The sequence below is a fragment of the Bremerella cremea genome (assembly GCF_039541315.1).
GTDB lineage: Bacteria > Planctomycetota > Planctomycetia > Pirellulales > Pirellulaceae > Bremerella > Bremerella cremea.
Map to the genome: position 1 here is coordinate 2,873,685 of NZ_BAABFZ010000003.1, position 18,778 is coordinate 2,892,462.

Consider the following 18,778-nt stretch of genomic DNA (forward strand, 5'->3'; position numbering starts at 1 on the left):
GAATATACCAGACGTTTCACCCCGGTGACGACAACCGCCCTAGGTAAGGATTCGTAGTGAAAAGCTTGTTCGAGAAATGGATCGCTCTGCGTTGGCCCCTGTTATTGGTTGGTATTTTGCTGACCGTTGGGGCTGTGTTTCTCGGACACGACCTCTCATTTGATCGCTCGATCGAGAACATGTTCGCCGCCGACGATCCGCTGATCGAATCGCACAAGCGGTTCAATCGCATCTTCGGTGGTAACGAAGTGATCATGGGGGTCTATCAAGATCCGGAACTATTCAACGCCGATGGCAGCGGCCTCGATCGCGTTCACCAGGTTCGTCTGCAGATCGAAAAGCTCGACGGGATTCGCGAAGTTCTGTCGCTCGACCGAGAGCTGACCCGCGACTTTGTCATCGATCCCGACTCCGACGCCGGGGATCAATTGAAAAAGCTCTTCGCTGGCTATACCCACAACGACAATGGAACAATTGTCGCGTTGCCGATCCAATTGACCCCCAAAGATGAAACAGAGGTCGATCGAGCGGAACTGATTCGCAAGTTGCGAGCGATCTTCGCGGAACTTCCCGGTGGTATGGTTACCGGCGAGCCTGTGATGGTGGTCGATGGATTCCAATACGTCGAAGAAGATGGGGCACGACTCGGCTGGGCGACTTCGATATTGTTGGCATGCGTCATCCTGCTGGTGTTTCGTAGTCTTCGCTGGATGGTGATCGCAATCGTCGTCGTTCAGGTCACGCTGCAATGGACGCACGCCGCCCTGGCATTAAGTGGCATGCAGTTGAGCATGGTGAGCTCGATGCTGACGGCGATCGTCACCGTGATCGGCGTGGCGACGGTGGTGCATTACATCCTGCGGTTTCGCGAGTGCCGCGATGCGGGACAAGAGCCAAAAGAAGCCTTGGCCTCCGCTTCGCAGTATTTGTTGGCCCCGGTCTTTTGGGCATGTGCCACCGACGCGGTTGGCTTCTCGGCCCTGCTGATTACCAATGTTGGTCCGGTGCACGACTTTGGCATCATGATGGCCGTCGGTGCGATCCTGGTCTTGCCGGCAGTACTGGTCTTCTTGCCCGGCCTGGTGCTGGTGGGAAGTCCCTTGGGAGTCGATCCGGCGAAACCTTGGGGGGACGAGAAGTTGGGGAACGGACTGTCGCGAACGGTCGATTCGATCGTTAAACGCCCGGTCATGATCAGCGCGATCATTCTGGCAGCGTTCGCAATCTCGATGTGGGGTGGGACGCGGCTGAAGGTCGAAAGCGACTTCACCAAGAACTTCCGCGATACCACGCCAATCGTGCAGGCCTATGCTTTCGTCGAAGATCGCCTTGGCGGAGCCGGCGTCTGGGATGTCGCGGTGCCGGCGCCCAATCATCTGACCTGGGAGTACATCCAAGAGATCCGCGCATTGGAGAACAAGCTACGCGAGGAAGTGCCTGAACTGGAGAAGGTGCTGAGCCTGGCGGACGTCATCTCGGCAATGATCGAGTCATCCGACAAGAAGGGACTGAGCTTTATGCCGAAGTTCGCCCTGATGAATATCGGCATGAAGTCGTTGCGGTCGCAAATGCCTGAGACGCTCGACTCGTTGTACTCGGAAGATGAACAGAACCCGGACCAGTATTGGTTCCGGATCATGCTTCTGTCGAAAGAACGCCAGGACGCCGAGACCAAGAAGAAAGCGATCGACGCGGTCCACCGCATCGTCGAAGAGTATCACCAGAAAAAGCTGGCCGCGGCCGAGCCCGACGCGAAGTACGAAAACCATCCGCCGATTGTCAGTGGTTTCTTTGTGCTGCTGACCCACCTGATCGATAGCCTGATCCGGGATCAGTGGCGATCGTTTGGGCTGGCCATCGTGGGGATTGGGCTGACGATGTCCTTAGCCTTCCGCAGTTTGAAGCTTGCCTTGTTGGCGCTCATCCCCAATATCTTGCCCATCTTAATGGTGACCGGCGCGTTTGGGCTGCTGGGCTATCATATCAACATGGGTGCGGCGATGATCGCGGCGGTCTCGATGGGCCTCGGTGTCGATGCGTCGATTCACTATATCTATGGATTCCAGCGAAGTCTTGCCGCTGGCAACGCCCCTTCGGCTGCCCTGGTCGAGGTGCAGCAAAGCGTGGGCAAAGCGGTCATATTTGCCACCTTTGCCTTGATTGCCGGGTTTAGCATCCTGTGCGTTAGTGATTTCGTACCAACGATTTACTTCGGCGTGCTGGTGGGGCTGACCATGCTTGGGGCGTTGGCGGGCAACCTGATTATTCTGCCTTTGTTGATCAAACTATTCGTCCTGGGGAAAGACTCTGCCTAGATCGACCGCAAACCTCTGGATGGGTTCCTTGTCAATGATGGCGTCTCTCTGGTAGAATGCGACGTTTCCACCTGAATAGCTTTCCCCTTCAGGGGGATTTCAATATCAATTAGTACAGCGGAAGCGATACGGAGAATTTCGTGGGAACGAAGAAAACCGGTAAGGGTCGACGGAAGATTGGACGCAAAAAACGCCGTATGCGTGCTAAGATCCGTCACCGCAAGAAGTAATTGCGGCGAGCGGTCGTAAGATCGGCTCCCCTTGGTCTGCCCTCCTCAATCAGCGCCGCCGTCGCCTCTCGAAATGTCAGGCGACGGCATTTGCTTCTGCGCGCTGAAAATTACCGGCTAGTCTTTTAGCCCGGTGGTGGCGATACCCTTCAAAAACGTCTTCTGTGCGAAGAAGAACAGCACCACGATCGGCAGCGTGAATAGCGTTGCCGCCGCCAGCAATAGGTGCGTCTGGTCGGCATAGCTGCTGACGAACTGTTCCAGCCCATATGCAAGCGGGAACTTGTCTTTGTTGCTGAGAAACAGCAGCGGTCCGCTGAAATCGTTCCACGAGGCGACGAACTGGAACAAGCCGACAGTTACCAGGGCCGGAATCGACATCGGCAGAATCACTCGCCAATAAATTCCCCACTCGCCCAGGCCATCGATCCGGGCAGCCTCGCTGATATCTTCCGGGATCGTCCGGAAGAACTGCCGCAGCAGGAAGATCGAGAAAGCATCCCCCAGGAACGTCGGCAGGATCAACGCCCCGAGGCTGTTGTAGAGTCCTATCTCGCGAAGCAGCAGGAAACGGGGGATCATCGTCACGTGCCACGGCAGCAGCATCGTCCCGATCAGCACGGCAAACAGCCGGTCGCGTCCCCACCACTTCAGCTTGGCAAACGCGTATGCCGCCATCGAGCACGAGATAACGGTGCCGGCAACCGCCCCGACGCAAATCACCAGCGTATTTGAAAGGTACTGCCAGAACGGCATCGCCCCGATCGCGGCCACGTAGTTCTGCCACTGCCACGATTGCGGAATCAGCCCGTTCGGGTTCGCTTGAATCTCTGACGGCGACTTCAGTGAGCCCGACACCATCACCAGCAGGGGCATACTGTAGATCGCGACGAAGAAGATCAACAGGCAATAGATGGTCGACTTCTGCAGGCGATTCATTCGGAGTTCCTCGCGCGATCGATGTGCGATTGAATCCGCATCTGGGCGTCTTGCAGCATCTGGTTCAGGTCAGGTGGTGTCGGGCTGGCCATGGCGCTCTCGGCCACGTTCTTCACTTCGTTGTTGAAATAAGGTGCGCCTGGGATCACCGGCACTGGGTATTGCTGGTCGCTGCCGGCGAGTTCGATGAACGTCCGGAATAAAGGTTCGTCGTTCAGAAACGTCTGAAAATCAGGCTGGTCGACCACTTGCTGCGAAACAGGGATCCAACCGCCGGCAACGCAGGTTCGGGCCGCTTCCGCTTCGTGGCCGGCGAAACCACACCAGAACTGAATGAATGCCCACGCACCGCTTGCCGACTTCGCACCGCGGGGAATGACAAAGTTGTTACCGTTGACCCAGCCGGCGTTCTGCTTTCCGCCCGGAGGTGATGGCAACGCGATCGCTCCGAACTGCGTCACCGGCTCACCCTTCTCGGCTTGCGACTTCTGGAATGCACGGATGTCTCGCACGCGCCACTGACCATCCATCACCACAGCGTAACGCTCGGCGAAAAGCGGGAACGTTTTGCCTGGCAACGACTGATCGCCATGCCGAAAGCGAGCGATCTCGGACGGGCCATAACGATCTCGATAGCTGGCCATCCAGGCCAACGCCGATTCGATGGGGGGAGAAGTCAGAGTCACTTCGTTCGTCGAGGCATCGTAAAATTGCCCGCCGAACACCGGCCCCCAGGCCCAAATTCGCCGCGAATCTGGCAGGAATCCATGATGTTGGTACGGCTCGTTCTGGTCGGGCGGAGCGATCGTCGTGGCGATGTGATCGAGTTCTTCGATCGTGTGCGGGGGCGAAAGACCATAGCGATCGAGCATCGTTTGGTTGTAATACAACGCCCGGATATCGAGACCGTTGGGCACCCCATACAAGTGATCTTCGTAAGTGACCAAACGCCTTGCGGCGGGGAAAAGCCAAGCTTTCAGGGCGTCGATCTCCGCAGGCGAGGCAACTTCGTCGAGTGCTAAAATCGCCCCGCGATGCCCCCAGTCGGCGATCACGGGATCGTCGATGTTCAGCAGGTCTGGTGGATCTCCGCCGGTAACACTCAGGAAGAACTTCAGGTCGAGGTTATTCCCAGGCATCGCGATCGGCCGGACAAAGTACTTCGACTGCGACTGATTGAAACGCTGGGCGACGTCTTCGACGATGGCCCGGTCTGCCCCGCCCCAGAAATGCCAGAACACGACCTCTTCGCGATCGGCCGGGATCTCATGCCGGACGTTCGAGAGCAGTTGCTGAGTGACCAAAAGGCCAATCGCAAGGATCGCGGTTAAGAGCACCAATGCGATGGTGCGAAACGCGGCGCGACGATGCATCAGCGAATCCCCTCGTAAACCCAGCGTTTCGAGGTAGTAAAAAGGAACCAGGTTCCCACGCCCAGAAAAGCGAACAGCAGCCACGCCACCGCCGACGCATAGCCCATATTCAGATGCTGGAAAGCACTCAAGAACAAGTGCAGGCTGATCACCAGGGTCGAGTCGGCCGGAGCACCGCGTCCCTCGCTGACGATGTAGATCTGCGTGAACGCTTGCACCGATTGAATCAGCCCCATCACCAGATTGAAGAAGATGATCGGCGTCAGCAGCGGAAGCGTCACGTTCCAAAAGCGGCGCACCGGGCCAGCCCCATCGATGCGTGCGGCCTCGTACAGCGATTTCGGAATATCGCCGATCGCGGCCAGGTAGATCACCATGAAGTTGCCCATGCCCCAAAGGCTCATCAAGATCAGGGCATCTTTCGAACCGACCGGGGCCGAGCCGTTCTCCCAAGCGGAAGCCTGCAGCGACTGGGTTGAAACCAGTTCCGCCGGCGAGGCAAACCACTGCGGCTGCCATAACCCCAGCGAACCCAGGATCGTGTTCACCAGGCCATCGGCCGGATTGAGAAGCCACATCCATAAGATGCTGGTGGCGACAACCGGGATCACCGACGGCAAATAGAACAGCGTGCGGAAGATTGATTGTCCGCGGACATCGCACGAGAGGAGGGTTGCCAGGCCGACCCCCAATACAATCGACAGCGGTACCGAAAGCAGCGCGTAGTAGCCGGTGTTCCAAAGGGCCGTGGCGATACCGGTTCCTGTGGCGAACTCGTTGGCCAACTGCTGATAGTTCTGCATCCCGACAAACCGAGGCGGGTTAATCAGGTCGTATTCGCAGAAGCTCCAGTACAGCGATACCAGGAATGGATAAATGAACAGCGCGACCAGTCCCACCAGCCAAGGACTGGCGAAGCTAACGGCCGTTAGCCATGACCCCAGCCATCGCCGCCGATGCTGCGATGGCTTTGCCGTCGTATCCGTGCTGTTGAAACGCTGTTGCAAGTCGCGAATTGCCGTAAATTTCCGAGAGTGGGAAGCTGGTTTTCGCGCCGATCGGGTGGCAACGACTGGTGGATTATGCCGATGTTAACTGATAAACCGCCCTTTTGTGTCCCCTCGGTTCGCGAGAAGAGGGCTACCCGAAGGAATTTAACCTTCAAGGGAGCCAGACGCCCCCGTACGATTGCTTCTACGACGCTTCGTTGGTCGCATGGCGATAAAACAAGACCAGGAACAATGCTACGATGACAGTATGGTCCCTTGGGTTTCAACAACTTTGACGCGACGACAGACCTGGTCAGCCGACAGGACTTAACACCGTATGGAATTTCCCCGTCTTACGCGTGACATCACGATCCAGCGCGACGACGCTGGTGTTCCGCATATCAACGCCAAATCTCGCGACGATGCGCTCTATGGCCTCGGCTATATGCATGCGACCGATCGTCTGACGCAGATTCTATTCGCCCGGGCAGTTGCCTCGGGGCAAGCGGCCCAGGCGATTGCTCCCCGTGACGAACTTCTGGAAACGGATCGCTTCTTCCGCCGCGTCGGTTTGCATCGCAATCAGCCGCACGAGATGGAGTATTGGCCCGAAGACATCCAGCACGAAGTGCACCACTATTGCACCGGTGTGAACGACGGGATGAAGGCGATCGGGCACACCCTACCGATGTGGGCCACCGGTTTTGAAGCAACCCCCTGGGATCCGGTCTCGGTGTTGTACATCGGCAACCTGCTGAGCTTCGGTGGCCTGGCAGTCAGTCAGTTGGAAAACGAACGCATCGTGATCGAACTGATTCAAGCTGGCGGCGACGAAGACGCCCTGCGTGAACTCTTTCCGGGGCGGCTCGAGCATGTCGACTTCGATCTTGTTCGCCAAGTGCACAACGTGCGGCGGATGTCGGACGAAGCGTTGGAAGTGCTGATGGACCTGCCACGACTGGCCGGCAGCAATGCCTGGGTGGTGGGGCCAGCCAAGTCGAAGTCGGGGGCTCCGATCCTTTGCTCCGACCCGCATCTGGAAACAAACCGCCTGCCTGCCATCTGGTACGAGGCGGTCTTGCGGTGGGACGATAACTTCGCGATGGGAGCGACCCTGCCCGGGTGTCCATTGTTTGCCGTGGGGCGGACCAAAAAGATTAGCTGGGGTGTCACCTACATGAAGGGGGACACGACCGACTTTTTCATCGAGGATGTTCGCAAGTCGGAAGAAGGCAACTGGCAGTATCGCCGGGACGAAGATTGGTTCGACTATCACGTGCGCGAAGAAGCGATTGGCTGCAAAGGAAAGCCTGCGACGATGATGCGGGTGTTCGAGAATCCGCAAGGCGTTCTGGAAGTCGACCCAGAGCAGTTCGGCGATGGCTACTACTTCTCGCTGGCCTGGACCGGGACGCAGGCACGTTCGGGCATGGCGATCGCCTCGTGGCTGCAGATGCTCCGGGCCGAAAGTACGGCTGAAGGTTTAGATGTCGCCAAGCATTGCCCGCAGCCAACCTTGTGCTGGGTGGTTAGCGATGTGTATGGCAATATCGGCCTGCAAGGGAACGGGCGATTCCCACGGCGGCGACACGATGTTTCCGGACTGGGACCGGTCGCAGCGTGGGACGCACGGAATCATTGGCAAGGTTCGATCGGGATCGACCAGTTGCCGCGAATCTATAATCCGGAATGTGGGTTCATCGCGACCGCCAACGAAGACATCAATCAGCCAGATCACCCGAAGCTGGTCAGCCAGACGTTGCCAGATTATCGCAAGCGGCGAATCGTTGAACGGCTGAACGAGATGGAGCAGATCACGGTCACCGATATGCAGCAACTGCAGTACGACCTGCTGAGCATTCAAGCCCGCGAGATCCTGCCGATTCTGCTCCCTTTCGCACCGGATGAACTGAAGGAAAAGCTGAAAGGCTGGGACTTCCGCTACGATCCAGCAAGCACCGAAGCGGTCGCGTTTCAGCGATTTTATCGCAACACCTTGCTCGAGATCTTTGGGCACGAGCGAGGTATGGGCCCGCGCCGAACGTTGTACCTGGTGACACGTGCAGGTTTCTCGAGCATGATCATCGCGGCCTGTGATGCGATCTTGAAGAAGGACTTGTCACTATGGTGGCAGTCGCGCGACAAAGGCGAAATGATCCATACGGCGGGGAAAAAGGTGCTGCTCGAAAAGGAGACGACCTGGGGCCAGTTCAACAGTTTCCATTTTACTGACCGCTTCTTTGGTGGTGGGCACGTGGGGCGGCTGCTTGGTTTCGACAGTCCGCAATATGCGATGCCAGGTTGCCATGCCACGGTGTTTCAAGGACACGTTCTGCAGACAGCGACACGCGAGTCGACCTTCGCGCCAAGTTATCACCTGGTGACTGACATGGCGAAGGAAGAGGCCTGGACGAACTTGCCAGGCGGGCCGAGCGAGAGTCGCTTTTCGTGGTATTACAAAAGCGACGTGCCGCGTTGGCTGGAAGGTGGCTACAAGCGGATTGCTCCCCAGAAAGAGGCGCCTACTGAGTCCAGCCCGCCAAAAGAATTACCAGAAAAACCGCTCCCATAAATCCCAGGATCCAAACGGCGGTATCCCACGAGTGCTTCAGGATGGCTGGCCAGGTTTCGTGCCGAGTCGCGCCGTAAACCAGGCTGACCACCACGATCAGTGGCAACGCATAAAGCACCAGTTGCGAGCCAGGGAACATAGCCAAGAGCGAGATTGGAAACATGGTCGAAGGTCTTCCAGTTGAAGGCGTTTAGGCGGGGCTTTCGGCCGATTGATTACGCTTCGTCTCGTCAGACGGAGCTTCTTCCTCTTCGTCGTCGCTACTGGAATCTTCTGCCTTGCGACTACGTTTCTTCTTTTCAGAATCGGGAATCATCCAGACTGGGCCGGCCCCGGCATCGTAGATCGCCAGCACGTTCAACAGACCCGCGATCATCGTGTACAGCGTGCCCATTTCAAACAGGTAGCCGTAGGTGCGATGCAGGTCGGCCATCTCACTGACATCGGCCGGCGGCGCCATGAAGCGGACGCCGTTGATTTCGATTGGGTCCATCTTCTGACGAATCAGCGCCGACTGGATCAACGCTGGCATCGCCGGCAGTCCGACGCCCAACTGGCAGAACAATGGCAAACGCTTCTCGGTGTTATCCCACTTGGCATACACCACGCGACCACCACCCATCGACAAGCCAAGGAAGTAGATCGACAGGATGCAGACCAAAAACAAGATCCCTTTGCCACGGCGACCCTGGTAAAGATGCCCAGCCCCCGGGACCAGCCAGGCCAGGATGGCGGCGGTCGTTGGGTTCTTCAGATCGACCGGAATGGGGGCGTAGGGATCTTGGTCCGATGCGGTAGGCTGGGACCCGGTGTCATTCGACATAGGTTAGACCGGTTAAAATATTCTGCTTGCGTAATCTCTCAATCTTAGCCGAATACGCTCTTGAATCCAGGCCAGTTATCGCCCTGCGAACGTGTTGCCAGATGATGCAACTTGAGAGATAGCAATTGGTTGCAATGCTAGAAGAGGTCGCGAAAGCTTGGGCCGATTCGACAAAATGATCGCCGGTTGGGCCTGGCGGAACTGGGCTCAGAGCAGTTCTTCGCGAATCGATTCGATCGATTCTGCAGTGACTGTTTCCGATTGGCCAGCTTCGGCGGCGAGCCGGGAAAGATCGAGAATCTGGGAGATCACCCGCGGCAAGCCTTCCGAATACCGCGAGACCGCAGCGATCGCCGCTTCGTCGATCTCTAAGGTTGGCTCAGGGTGCTCGGCCAAATAAGCGGCCGTGTACCGGGCCACGTCGGTTGGTTCCCAGGCTTCCAGCTCGATCTTCAGATCAGCCAGCTTCAGCAAGCGGAGATCGAACGAGTGCAGGTACTTCTGATCGACCGAAAGCAGCAGCGTGCTGTTGGCCTCGGACCCGCAGTGCATGCGAGCCAAGGAAAGCAGGATATCGGCTGTTTCGCGAGCGATTTCCTCGACATGGTCCACCACCACCACGACCGGACGTTGCTCGAGCGAATACGCTGTCAGTTGTTCGCGAATCTGGAACCACAGTTCGGCCGGCGTCGAAGTCATGCCGACGTCGGCTTTGAGCTGCGTGGCCAGTTCCCACAGGAAGTCGTGTTCGAAGGTTCCTGGCGTTTTCAGATAGGGAACAATCAATCCCTGGCGACGCTGCTGGGCGGTCCATTTCTCGAGCAAAGTCGACTTTCCGCTACCCATCGGGCCGGTCAAAATCGCAACGCGATCGCGACGCTGGAGGGCATACTCCAGACGGGCGATGGCCTCCAGATAAGCTGGGCTCTCGAAAAAGGGACTCATGTAGGGGACAATCGTTTGAAGGCTGCTAGCAGGTCGCGGGCGATAGCACCCGCGCAGGGCATTCCTGCCCTCAGTTTGTTTCGGTAGAATCCGGCCGCAGTCTTCACGCATTCCTGAACCTTGATTGCGCAACGCCGCATGTCTGAACGATTTTTTCTCGATCAACCTCCCGTCGCGGGTGAAGTCACCTTCGACGAAGCCGAGTCGCAGCATTTGGCAAAAGTGATGCGCGCCAACGTGGGCGACATGGTCGTCGGTTTCGACGGTGTCGGTATCGAATACCAGATCGAACTCATCTCCGTCGGTAAAAAGAAGGTGATCGGTACGGTTCGCCAGCAGGAAGAAGTTTCCCGCGAGGCGGCCCGGCAACTGACGCTGGCGGTCGCCTTGCCGAAAGGGGATCGTCAACGCTGGCTGATCGAGAAGTGTGTCGAATTGGGCGTGGCTCGGTTGATTCCGCTTCTCACGCAACGCGGAGTTGCCCAGCCGGTCGAAAAGGCGATTGAACGGCTACGCCGAGCCGTGATTGAAGCCAGCAAGCAGTGCGAACGCAACGTGCTGATGGAAGTGGCTGAGGGGCAGACGCTCGAGCAGGTCTTGGCCTCGCAGCCGGAAGTCGCCCTGATGCTACATCCCAGTGGCGACGCGATTCAACCGGCAACGATTGCGGCTGCCGGCCAGGTCTTAGGAATCATCGGACCCGAAGGTGGTTTCAGCGAGGAAGAAGTCGCCCAAGCAGCCGCCGCTGGCTGCCAGGTCGTTTCGCTCGGACCTCGCATTCTGAGAGTCGAAACGGCAGCCTTGGCGATGGCTAGTTTGGTGACGATTCCGCCGGGGCCTTAGCCTTTTCCAGCTTCTCGATTCGACCGAACAGGTGACCGCCGACCGGGCCATGCATCCAGGTACCTGCGTACTTGTCGCCATCGATCACGACATGAGAACTGAAGGTGCCCAGGCCCGGGATCGTCGTTTGATCAAGCGTGATCACAGGGGTCTTTCCCGCCCACTTCACTTCCAACGGGATCGGGAACTGGACGTCATGGTCGCCGTACTTGATCCGAGCGTTGAAGACCCATAGGTCTCCTTCGTCCAGTTTGCGGACGCTTTTGATCTCGTAGCGTTCCGGCTTGAGCCCTTTGTTTTCCTGGCCGACGATCGTGAACGAACCGATCAACGCGACATCTTTCATGTCGTTGGTGAAAGCCTCGAAAAGCTTGGCCTGGGTATCTTCAGGTTGGGCAGGCTCGTCCGCTGACGAAGTAGTCGGCAGCAAGATCGAAGCGGCCAAAGTCAATAGCAGCAGCAGAGGGGCGATACGAGGCATGGTTGTTCTCCGAGAAAGCTCGCGCGGTGGACGTTCTCGTTCATCCTACCGTTCTGGCAAGGGACCGCCAAACAAGATCACGGAATCTGAACGTTTCGGAGGTACTCCAGGCCATCGGACACTTCCTGGACGGGATGCTCTGGATGTTCGCGTTCGATGGTGATGAAGCCGCGATAACGCGCTTCTTCCAGCGAAGCGATCAACCATTGAAAGTCGACCGTGCCCCGTCCTAAGGGGACTTCAATACCACGACCACGAGCGAGATCTTTCACGCCATCTTTACCGCGGACATTGACCACGTACTTGGAGAGTGCCTGATACGACTCGTCCGCCGAGAAGCCGTTGATGATCAAAGCCCCAGGGTCGAAGTCGACACCGATCGCTCCTTCCGGAAGCTTATCGAGAAACTCTTTCATCACCGGGCCATCGACCTGACCGGTCTTCGCGGCGAAGGTGACGCCACAAATATCGGCGTGACGAGCAAGGTCATCCAGTACTTCCAACAGGCGTCCGTTGGTTTCAGCCTCCATGTCGGGATCGATGCCGCCGATGCGATTGACCAGGACTTTCGCGCCTAGATCGTAAGCCGCGGTCATCGCCGTCTTAGTGGCAGCAACACGGCGTTCGAGATCTTCCAGCACGTTATAGCCACGGCGGGTCGGGAAGCTGACGGAAGCGACTTTCAGGTTGTAGTCGGAAAGGATCTTCTTGAGGTGGCGGATCCCAGTTTGCGAGAGGTCTTCCGGACGCAATTCGTTGCGCAGATCGATCTCGATACCATCGGCACCCAGCTCGCCAGCGGTTTGCAGGGCCTTACGGAACGGAAGACGAAGACTACGAAGTTGGACGCTCAGCGGGATCATAGATGATGGAAAACCACGTGAAGGTAGCCAGGAATCAGAACAGATGCATCGATTATAACGTTTGACGCGACTTTCATCGTGGTGGCGAATGGCGGAATTCCGGAGCCATGCCAGCGGTCCCGTCGGGGTATGCAAGAGTTTAGCGGATTGCGCGTGGATGCTGCGTGCTCTGCTGGACGAAGTTCTGAAAATAGCCTGTGAAACGCCATGTCGCCTTTGTTTCTTTTGCCTCTGTTTATTCTGGCCGCGGACTGGAAGGATGCGCCCATTGAACAGCGACATCCCGAGGCGATCGAACTGTTTCAGTGCGACTTCGGTGAAACGGTCGACTTGAACTACGACCTTTGGCCCGATCAATGGACCCGCCGAACCGGGCCAGGCTATCCCCGCTATATCGATGTCGAAATCAACGAAGACGAAACCGCCGGCAATGGCCGGTCATTGCTCGTCGATCTGGATGGTGGGGCGGCCACGATCTACAGCCCGCCAATCGCCGTTCGCGATATCTTCAGCTATGTCCTTGAAGGCCGACTGAAGACCGAAGGTTTGCATTACGACAAAGCCTACATCTCGCTGACGTTCTTCAACGACAAGCAGCAACCGGTCGAGACGTACTACTCGGAGAAGTTCCGCGAATCTGGCGGTTGGGTGAAGATCCGTATCGGACCGATCGCTCCGCAAAACACGGGCCTTGATCTGGCCGTGATTGGTTTGCATGTCGTGCCAGAGGCAGGGGTTGATGAAGACCTGACCGGCAAGGTCTGGTTCGACGATATCTGGTTTGCCCGGTTGCCGAAAATGACATTGGCAACGCTCGATGGGGGTAGCGTTTACCTTGACGATCAAGATATCGAGGTAACCTGCAATGTCTCGGGCATCCTCGAACAAAATCCGACCGTGATCTTCGAATTGGTCGACGTCGGCCGGCAGTCGCTGGCCCGGCAGGAAAGCCGACTCGATGGTAAGGTGGTGGCCCGTAAGACGGAGAAGATCTCGGAACTGTTCGGCAAACGTGCCTACCAGGACGAGAACTGGGATGTCGGCTACGCCGGCGATATCAACTGGAAACCACCGATCGAGGAAAATGGCTTTTACGAAATTCGTGCCACGATGCTCGGAAGCTCGGGGCTGATGCATCGCCGCATCATGACCTTGGCGGTTGTTTCACGCGACAAAGTCCCAGAACGGGGCGAGTTCGGCTGGTCGCTGCCCAACGGAGAAGAGCCGCTTGACTTTCAGCGGATGTTCGACTTGCTGACAACGGCCGGCGTTAACTGGGTGAAGTTCCCGGTCTGGTACAACGACAACGACACTGATCGGGCTAACAACCTGGCCCGGTTCGCCGAGCGGCTGCATAAGCACAATATCAGTATGGTCGCGGTGATCGATAAGCCGCCGGCTGATATTCGCAACCTGTTTGGTGAACAGGAAACAATGCTGGTCGCTAACGTGTTCGCCGAACCGCTGTTGTGGCGACCTTATGTCGAACCAATTCTCACGCGGCTCTCGTTGACGGTGCATTACTGGCAACTTGGGGCCGACGACGACGTGAGCTTTGTCGGCTACACGAACCTGCTCGAGAAGCTGCAGCAAATTCGCCAGGAACTGCGGACCAGCGGTCAGGATATCATGCTGGGGATTCCTTGGCGTTGGATGGCGCAGACGCCTGAAGGGCAGAAGCCTCCGTACGATTTCCTTGCCTATTCGATCTTGCCTCCAACTGGAGCGTTGGATGGGCTGATTCCGATGACCAAGGATGAACTGGGGGCTTACCTCGATAAGTCGAAGGGAAAGACGACTCGGTTCGCAACCATCTACCCACTGCCACGTTCGCGCTATACGACCGAAGAGCGGGCTCGCGACCTGGTCGAGAAGATGCTGGCCGCCAAGATCCACGAAGCTGACGCCGCGTTCATTCCGAAACCGTTCGATCAGGAATATGGCTTGATGAACGAAGATGGTTCGCCGGCAGAACTGCTACTGCCTTGGCGTACGACCGCTCGTTTGATTTCGGGAACCAAGTACCAGGGATCGATCCAGCTTCCCAACCGCAGCCGAAATTACGTCTTTTCCCGAGAAGGCCGAACGGTGATGGTGGTGTGGAACTCGCGGGAAACGGAAGAGACGCTCTACCTGGGCGATGACGTCAAGATCGTCGACTTGTGGGGCCGCGAATTGATTCCGAAGCAAGATGGTAAGAAACAAGTCGTGCCGGTTGGCCCCATTCCACAGTTTCTAATCGGCTTGAACGACAGTGTCGCGACAATGCGTCTGGCGTTCCAGTTCGATCCTGCTCAGTTGGAGAGCGACTTCGGACGAACGCAGCGGATCGATGCCACGATCAAGAATACCTTCCCGGCGGCAATCAGCGGTACGGCGCGGCTTGTGGCTCCCGACGTCTGGAATGTGAACCCAGGCATTTTGCGGTTTAAGCTGACACGAGGTGGGGAACTGAAGTCTCCGTATAAGATTTTGCTGCGAGCCGATGCCGACAGCGGGATGCAACCGGTGCGGATCGACTTCAACATCACGACCGATCAGGAATACGAATTCAGCGTTTACCGCGAGATTCAAGTTGGATCAGGCATGATGCAGGTCGAGTCCTCCTCGGTGCTCGATAAAGAAACGGGCGATTTGATTGTCGAAGCGACGATTTACAACTTGTCCGAAGAACTGATGTCGTTTGACTGCTTGCTCTATGCGAGCGGGCGACGACAGATGCGGCAGCGGATTATGAACTTCGGTCTCGGACGGACGACCATCGTCTATCGCATTCCAGATGGCAAACAGCTGCAAGGCTCGACATTGTTGCTACGATTGCGAGAAATTGGCGGAACCCGGGTTTTCAATCATCGTGTGGAAGTCAAGGATTAAGGGACAACGGTTCCCTTTGCCTTCGATTCGTGACGAAAGAGTAGCTTGTGGCTTCATCGATCCCTCTTAGCAATGTCTGCGACTTCCTCGAACGCTTTGCCCCCAGCCAATTGGCTGAGTCATGGGACAACGTCGGTCTGCTGATCGGCGACACGGCACAGGAAGTCCATGCGGTGGTGACCTGTTTGACGATTACTCCTGAGGTAGTCGACGAGGCGATCGAGGGAAACGCGAACCTGATCGTGACTCACCATCCCCTGCCCTTTCGTCCACTTAAGCGAATCACGACTCGCGATACAACTGGCCAGATGCTGCTGAAGCTGATCCAAAACGGGATCGCCGTTTACAGTCCTCATACAGCGTTCGACTCGTGTGCCGAAGGAATCAATTTCCAGTTGGCTTCCGCTTTGGGGCTATCCGATATTCAGCCATTGTTGCCGGTCGATCTGCTTGGCGTGTCGGGGCCGACCTCGCAGGTGGGGACCGGACGATGGGGAGTGTTGGCGGATGGCGCGACGCCGTTGGCCCGGATCGCCGAACAAGCCAAGCAGGCAACCCAGGCCGCCATGGTCAAAGTAGTGGGCCGGGGAACGTCGGAAATCAAATCGGTTGCGGTTGGTTGCGGATCGGCTGGAGAACTGCTCGGGGCAGCGATCACCAAAGAGGTCGATTGCTTGATCCTGGGGGAAACGAGCTTCCATACTTGCCTGGAAGCGAAAGCCCAGGGAATCGCTCTAATTCTGACCGGTCATTATGCGAGTGAACGGTTTGCGGTAGAGAACCTGGCGGCCATCCTGGCAGAAGCGTTCCCTGACCTGAATATCTGGAGCAGTCAGCAGGAATCCGACCCGATCCACTTCGCTTAAAATTTCTGCAACGCCCTCGATTTAGTCGGCATCCAAACTACTGTTGCCACAACGGTTGTGTCCCCAATGGCGGGTTTATGATCCGCGTTGACGAATTTCCGCAGGGAGTTTGTCAATCTAAGGCATTGAGATAACAATGGTTATGACGACTTCGGGCCGGGCAGCGAGTCGGTCAGCGGTAGCTTGGGCTAAGAATTTTGGCCCCACCCGTTTGACCGCGACGCAGAATGGTTACGAAAAACCTGTCGTAAATTAACGTCCAGCAACGATCGGCGAACTTTATGCAACATCCTGAGAAGGCCCTTATCGCCCTCCCTGTCTACAACGAAGCCAAAACGATTCATTCCGTGCTGGACCAGGTCGTCGGCTATGGTCACCCCGTGTTGGTGGTCAACGACGGCTCGACCGACGATACGTTGTCGCTGCTGCAAGAGCGTGACGACATCATCGTTGTGACCCACGAAAAGAACTCGGGCTACGGTGCCGCGCTGCTGACAGCGTTCCAATACGCTCAGGAACATGCGTTCGACATCCTCGTCACGATGGATTGCGATGGTCAGCACGAACCGCAGTTGATTCCGAAGTTCGTCAAAGCGTGCCGTTCGGTCGACATCGTTTCCGGTAGCCGCTACCTGAAGCAGTTCGAGGGACAAAGCGAGCCGCCAGCGCAGCGGTTGTTTATCAATCGTCGTGTCACGTCGGAATTGAATCGCCTGCTCGGCTTTCAATTGACCGACGCGTTCTGCGGATTTAAAGCGTATCGCGTCGAAGCGCTGCAGAAGATGGACGTCACCGAAACCGGCTATGCGATGCCGCTGGAATTGTGGGTCGAAGCTGCCAAGGCTGGCCTGACGATCGTGGAACTGCCGGTGCCGCTGATCTACCTCGACGAAAATCGTTCGTTCGGTGGTGCGCTCGATGACGGCGGAACGCGTTTGAACTATTACCATTTCGTGTTGGATCGCAGCTTGGCACGCAGTGGCCTGACCAAGGCAGGCGTCCAAACGATGGCCTCGTGCTGAACCTCTCTCCCAACGCGGCAGTTTCCATGACCGGCGAGCAATCAGGAATCCGGTACCATCGTATCCGCGCGCCTCGTGGCCATGCCGAAGCGATGGTCGAGCCAAGTCCGCTCGAACCTGGTTTGCTGCTCGAAGAGAATGCCCGCCGATATCAGGTCGCCGCGGAAGCATCGATCGGTGGCGTTTCGCTCGCAACCCTACGTCGTCAGGCACATGCCGATATGATCCGTCTGGCGATGGAACATTCGGCCCCTTATCGGGAAGTTCCTGCCGCGATCGACGAACAGATGCCACTGATTGTTTCCGGGCATCAGCCGGCTCTGTATCATCCAGGTGTCTGGTTCAAGAACTTTCTGATCGATCAAATCGCCAATAAAACTAATGGCCTGGCGATCAACGTGATTGTCGACAACGATGTCGCCCCTGCCCCTTCAATCGCGGCGCTTACCGGCACACCTGACGAGCCGGTTCCAACACGTATCGCCTACGACGAACCAGGGCCACGCGTACCGTGGGAGATGACTTCGGTCCAGTCGCTCGACACGCTTCGCTCCTTTGCCCAGCGAGTTGCCGAAACCTTTCAGCCCTTCGTCGATGACCCTGCGGTCCTGCATGTCTGGCCCGATGTGGTCCGCGAAGTGGAAGCAGGCAAGCCGCTCGGGTTGGCCTTCTCGGTGGCGCGGAATCGCTTGGAAGCGGCGTTCGGTTTGAACACGCTTGATGTGCCCTTGAGCCAGCTATGTCGGACCAGTTGGTTTTGCCAGTTCGTGGCCTCTATTTTGATCGAGGCGGAGCGCTACCGATCGATCTACAACGACTGCGTGAACCAATACCGCAAAGTCCATGGGATTCGCAGTACTTCCCATCCCGTCCCCGACTTGGAAATGGAGGATGACTGGATCGAAGTTCCCTTCTGGATCTGGACGACCGACAACGCGCATCGGCGGCAATTGTGGGTTACCCACGAGGAAGATGCCCTCCGTTTATCGGATCGAGCCGGCTGGGAAATCCGTTGCCCGGCGGATGATCGACTGGTGCCGACGCTGCAAGGTTTGATCGAGCACGGAGCTTACCTGCGGCCACGCGCGTTGTCGAACACGACGATCCTGCGACTCGCCGCATCGGACCTGTTTGCCCATGGCATTGGCGGGGCGAAATATGATCAGGTAACCGACGAAATCATTCGGCAGTTCTACGGGATCGAGCCACCTCAGTACGTGACGGCTACGGCAACCGTGTTGTTGCCGATCGAACGTCCGGCTGCCGATGCGGACGACGTTCGGGCCATCGATCACAAGCTGCGCGATGCGGTTTTCAATCCTGACCGCGCGGTCGAAGCGTGTGCGGAAGATCATACTGAGTGGTACGCACTCGTCTCACAGAAGCAGGCCTTGCTGAACGACATACCTGGTTTTCCAGAAAAAGCTGCGTGGCATCGACAGTTGGAAGAAGTCAACGCAAAGCTGCGATCGCAAATCACCGAACCTGTTGCGCGCCTTCGAATTGAGCGCGATCAGATCACGCACCAATTGAACGAGAAACAGTTGTTGGCGTCACGCGAGTTTTCGTTTGTTCTCTTTCCAATCGAACGATTGCGGAATTTGCTACTGGACCTTGCTGAAAAAGAGTCTTAACCTAAGAGA

The 18,778-nt window shown here is 57.1% G+C and carries 15 protein-coding genes; 7 read left to right on the top strand and 8 right to left on the bottom strand.

Annotated features, from left to right (window positions below):
* Positions 1 to 56 precede the first annotated feature (56 nt).
* Positions 57 to 2,315: an efflux RND transporter permease subunit gene (locus tag ABD890_RS14015; RefSeq protein ID WP_345090440.1), complete on the top strand. Its 2,259-nt coding sequence runs from the start codon at positions 57 to 59 to the stop codon at positions 2,313 to 2,315.
* A gap of 347 nt (positions 2,316 to 2,662) precedes the next feature.
* Here the strand turns inward: ABD890_RS14015 and ABD890_RS14020 are convergent, their stop codons facing one another.
* The 3 genes from ABD890_RS14020 to ABD890_RS14030 are packed head-to-tail and all read right to left on the bottom strand — an operon-like array spanning position 2,663 to position 5,864.
* Entirely contained in the window at positions 2,663 to 3,484 is an 822-nt protein-coding gene (locus tag ABD890_RS14020) for a carbohydrate ABC transporter permease (RefSeq protein WP_345090443.1), read from the bottom strand.
* Complete coding sequence (locus tag ABD890_RS14025) at positions 3,481 to 4,857, bottom strand: extracellular solute-binding protein (RefSeq protein ID WP_345090446.1); 1,377 nt, start codon at positions 4,855 to 4,857, stop codon at positions 3,481 to 3,483. The genes ABD890_RS14020 and ABD890_RS14025 overlap by 4 nt, the downstream gene beginning before the upstream one ends.
* Positions 4,857 to 5,864 (bottom strand): carbohydrate ABC transporter permease, encoded by a 1,008-nt coding sequence (locus ABD890_RS14030; protein ID WP_345090450.1) that lies wholly within the window; start codon positions 5,862 to 5,864, stop codon positions 4,857 to 4,859. The genes ABD890_RS14025 and ABD890_RS14030 overlap by 1 nt, the downstream gene beginning before the upstream one ends.
* A 319-nt stretch (positions 5,865 to 6,183) precedes the next feature.
* Between ABD890_RS14030 and ABD890_RS14035 the strand changes: the two genes are divergently transcribed.
* On the top strand, positions 6,184 to 8,418 hold the full coding sequence (locus tag ABD890_RS14035; RefSeq protein ID WP_345090454.1) for a penicillin acylase family protein: 2,235 nt from the start codon (positions 6,184 to 6,186) through the stop codon (positions 8,416 to 8,418).
* Here ABD890_RS14035 and ABD890_RS14040 read toward each other — a convergent pair.
* From ABD890_RS14040 to ABD890_RS14050, 3 genes are all read right to left on the bottom strand, one after another.
* Positions 8,369 to 8,581: a hypothetical protein gene (locus ABD890_RS14040; protein ID WP_345090456.1), complete on the bottom strand. Its 213-nt coding sequence runs from the start codon at positions 8,579 to 8,581 to the stop codon at positions 8,369 to 8,371. The two genes, ABD890_RS14035 and ABD890_RS14040, sit on opposite strands and share 50 nt — an antisense overlap.
* A gap of 27 nt (positions 8,582 to 8,608) precedes the next feature.
* Entirely contained in the window at positions 8,609 to 9,241 is a 633-nt protein-coding gene (locus ABD890_RS14045) for a DUF6677 family protein (protein ID WP_345090459.1), read from the bottom strand.
* Between the two features lie 207 nt (positions 9,242 to 9,448).
* Positions 9,449 to 10,186 carry an AAA family ATPase gene (locus ABD890_RS14050; RefSeq protein WP_345090461.1) on the bottom strand — a complete coding sequence of 246 codons (738 nt, stop codon included), beginning with the start codon at positions 10,184 to 10,186 and terminating at the stop codon, positions 9,449 to 9,451.
* A gap of 138 nt (positions 10,187 to 10,324) precedes the next feature.
* On the opposite strand from ABD890_RS14050, the gene ABD890_RS14055 reads away from it, so the two are divergent.
* A complete protein-coding gene (locus tag ABD890_RS14055; RefSeq protein WP_345090464.1) occupies positions 10,325 to 11,029 on the top strand; it encodes an RsmE family RNA methyltransferase in 705 nt (234 codons plus the stop codon).
* On the opposite strand, the gene ABD890_RS14060 is transcribed toward ABD890_RS14055, so the two are convergent.
* Complete coding sequence (locus tag ABD890_RS14060) at positions 10,998 to 11,510, bottom strand: hypothetical protein (protein ID WP_345090466.1); 513 nt, start codon at positions 11,508 to 11,510, stop codon at positions 10,998 to 11,000. The genes ABD890_RS14055 and ABD890_RS14060 overlap by 32 nt on opposite strands.
* A 77-nt stretch (positions 11,511 to 11,587) precedes the next feature.
* Positions 11,588 to 12,373 carry a sugar phosphate isomerase/epimerase family protein gene (locus tag ABD890_RS14065; RefSeq protein ID WP_345090469.1) on the bottom strand — a complete coding sequence of 262 codons (786 nt, stop codon included), beginning with the start codon at positions 12,371 to 12,373 and terminating at the stop codon, positions 11,588 to 11,590.
* A 207-nt stretch (positions 12,374 to 12,580) separates the two neighbouring features.
* On the opposite strand from ABD890_RS14065, the gene ABD890_RS14070 reads away from it, so the two are divergent.
* The 4 genes from ABD890_RS14070 (at position 12,581) to ABD890_RS14085 (ending at position 18,769) form a co-directional block, all read left to right on the top strand.
* Entirely contained in the window at positions 12,581 to 15,247 is a 2,667-nt protein-coding gene (locus tag ABD890_RS14070; protein ID WP_345090472.1) for a hypothetical protein, read from the top strand.
* Positions 15,248 to 15,294: 47 nt separating this feature from the next.
* Positions 15,295 to 16,113, top strand: coding sequence for a Nif3-like dinuclear metal center hexameric protein (locus ABD890_RS14075; RefSeq protein WP_345090475.1), 819 nt, complete (start codon positions 15,295 to 15,297; stop codon positions 16,111 to 16,113).
* A gap of 281 nt (positions 16,114 to 16,394) precedes the next feature.
* Positions 16,395 to 17,135, top strand: a complete 741-nt coding sequence (locus ABD890_RS14080; RefSeq protein ID WP_345090478.1) for a glycosyltransferase family 2 protein — start codon at positions 16,395 to 16,397, stop codon at positions 17,133 to 17,135.
* Positions 17,129 to 18,769, top strand: coding sequence for a hypothetical protein (locus ABD890_RS14085; RefSeq protein ID WP_345090481.1), 1,641 nt, complete (start codon positions 17,129 to 17,131; stop codon positions 18,767 to 18,769). Before ABD890_RS14080 ends, ABD890_RS14085 begins: the two co-directional genes overlap by 7 nt.
* The last annotated feature ends 9 nt before the right edge of the window (positions 18,770 to 18,778 follow it).

Bases quoted from the DNA above. Each gene is read 5' to 3' on its own strand.
- ABD890_RS14025 (WP_345090446.1), bottom strand. From the start codon at position 4,857: ATGCATCGTCGCGCCGCGTTTCGCACCATCGCATTGGTGCTCTTAACC.
- ABD890_RS14065 (WP_345090469.1), bottom strand. From the start codon at position 12,373: ATGATCCCGCTGAGCGTCCAACTTCGTAGTCTTCGTCTTCCGTTCCGT.
- ABD890_RS14040 (WP_345090456.1), bottom strand. From the start codon at position 8,581: ATGTTTCCAATCTCGCTCTTGGCTATGTTCCCTGGCTCGCAACTGGTG.
- ABD890_RS14035 (WP_345090454.1), top strand. From the start codon at position 6,184: ATGGAATTTCCCCGTCTTACGCGTGACATCACGATCCAGCGCGACGAC.
- ABD890_RS14045 (WP_345090459.1), bottom strand. From the start codon at position 9,241: ATGTCGAATGACACCGGGTCCCAGCCTACCGCATCGGACCAAGATCCC.
- ABD890_RS14070 (WP_345090472.1), top strand. From the start codon at position 12,581: ATGTCGCCTTTGTTTCTTTTGCCTCTGTTTATTCTGGCCGCGGACTGG.
- ABD890_RS14080 (WP_345090478.1), top strand. From the start codon at position 16,395: ATGCAACATCCTGAGAAGGCCCTTATCGCCCTCCCTGTCTACAACGAA.
- ABD890_RS14050 (WP_345090461.1), bottom strand. From the start codon at position 10,186: ATGAGTCCCTTTTTCGAGAGCCCAGCTTATCTGGAGGCCATCGCCCGT.
- ABD890_RS14020 (WP_345090443.1), bottom strand. From the start codon at position 3,484: ATGAATCGCCTGCAGAAGTCGACCATCTATTGCCTGTTGATCTTCTTC.
- ABD890_RS14060 (WP_345090466.1), bottom strand. From the start codon at position 11,510: ATGCCTCGTATCGCCCCTCTGCTGCTGCTATTGACTTTGGCCGCTTCG.
- ABD890_RS14055 (WP_345090464.1), top strand. From the start codon at position 10,325: ATGTCTGAACGATTTTTTCTCGATCAACCTCCCGTCGCGGGTGAAGTC.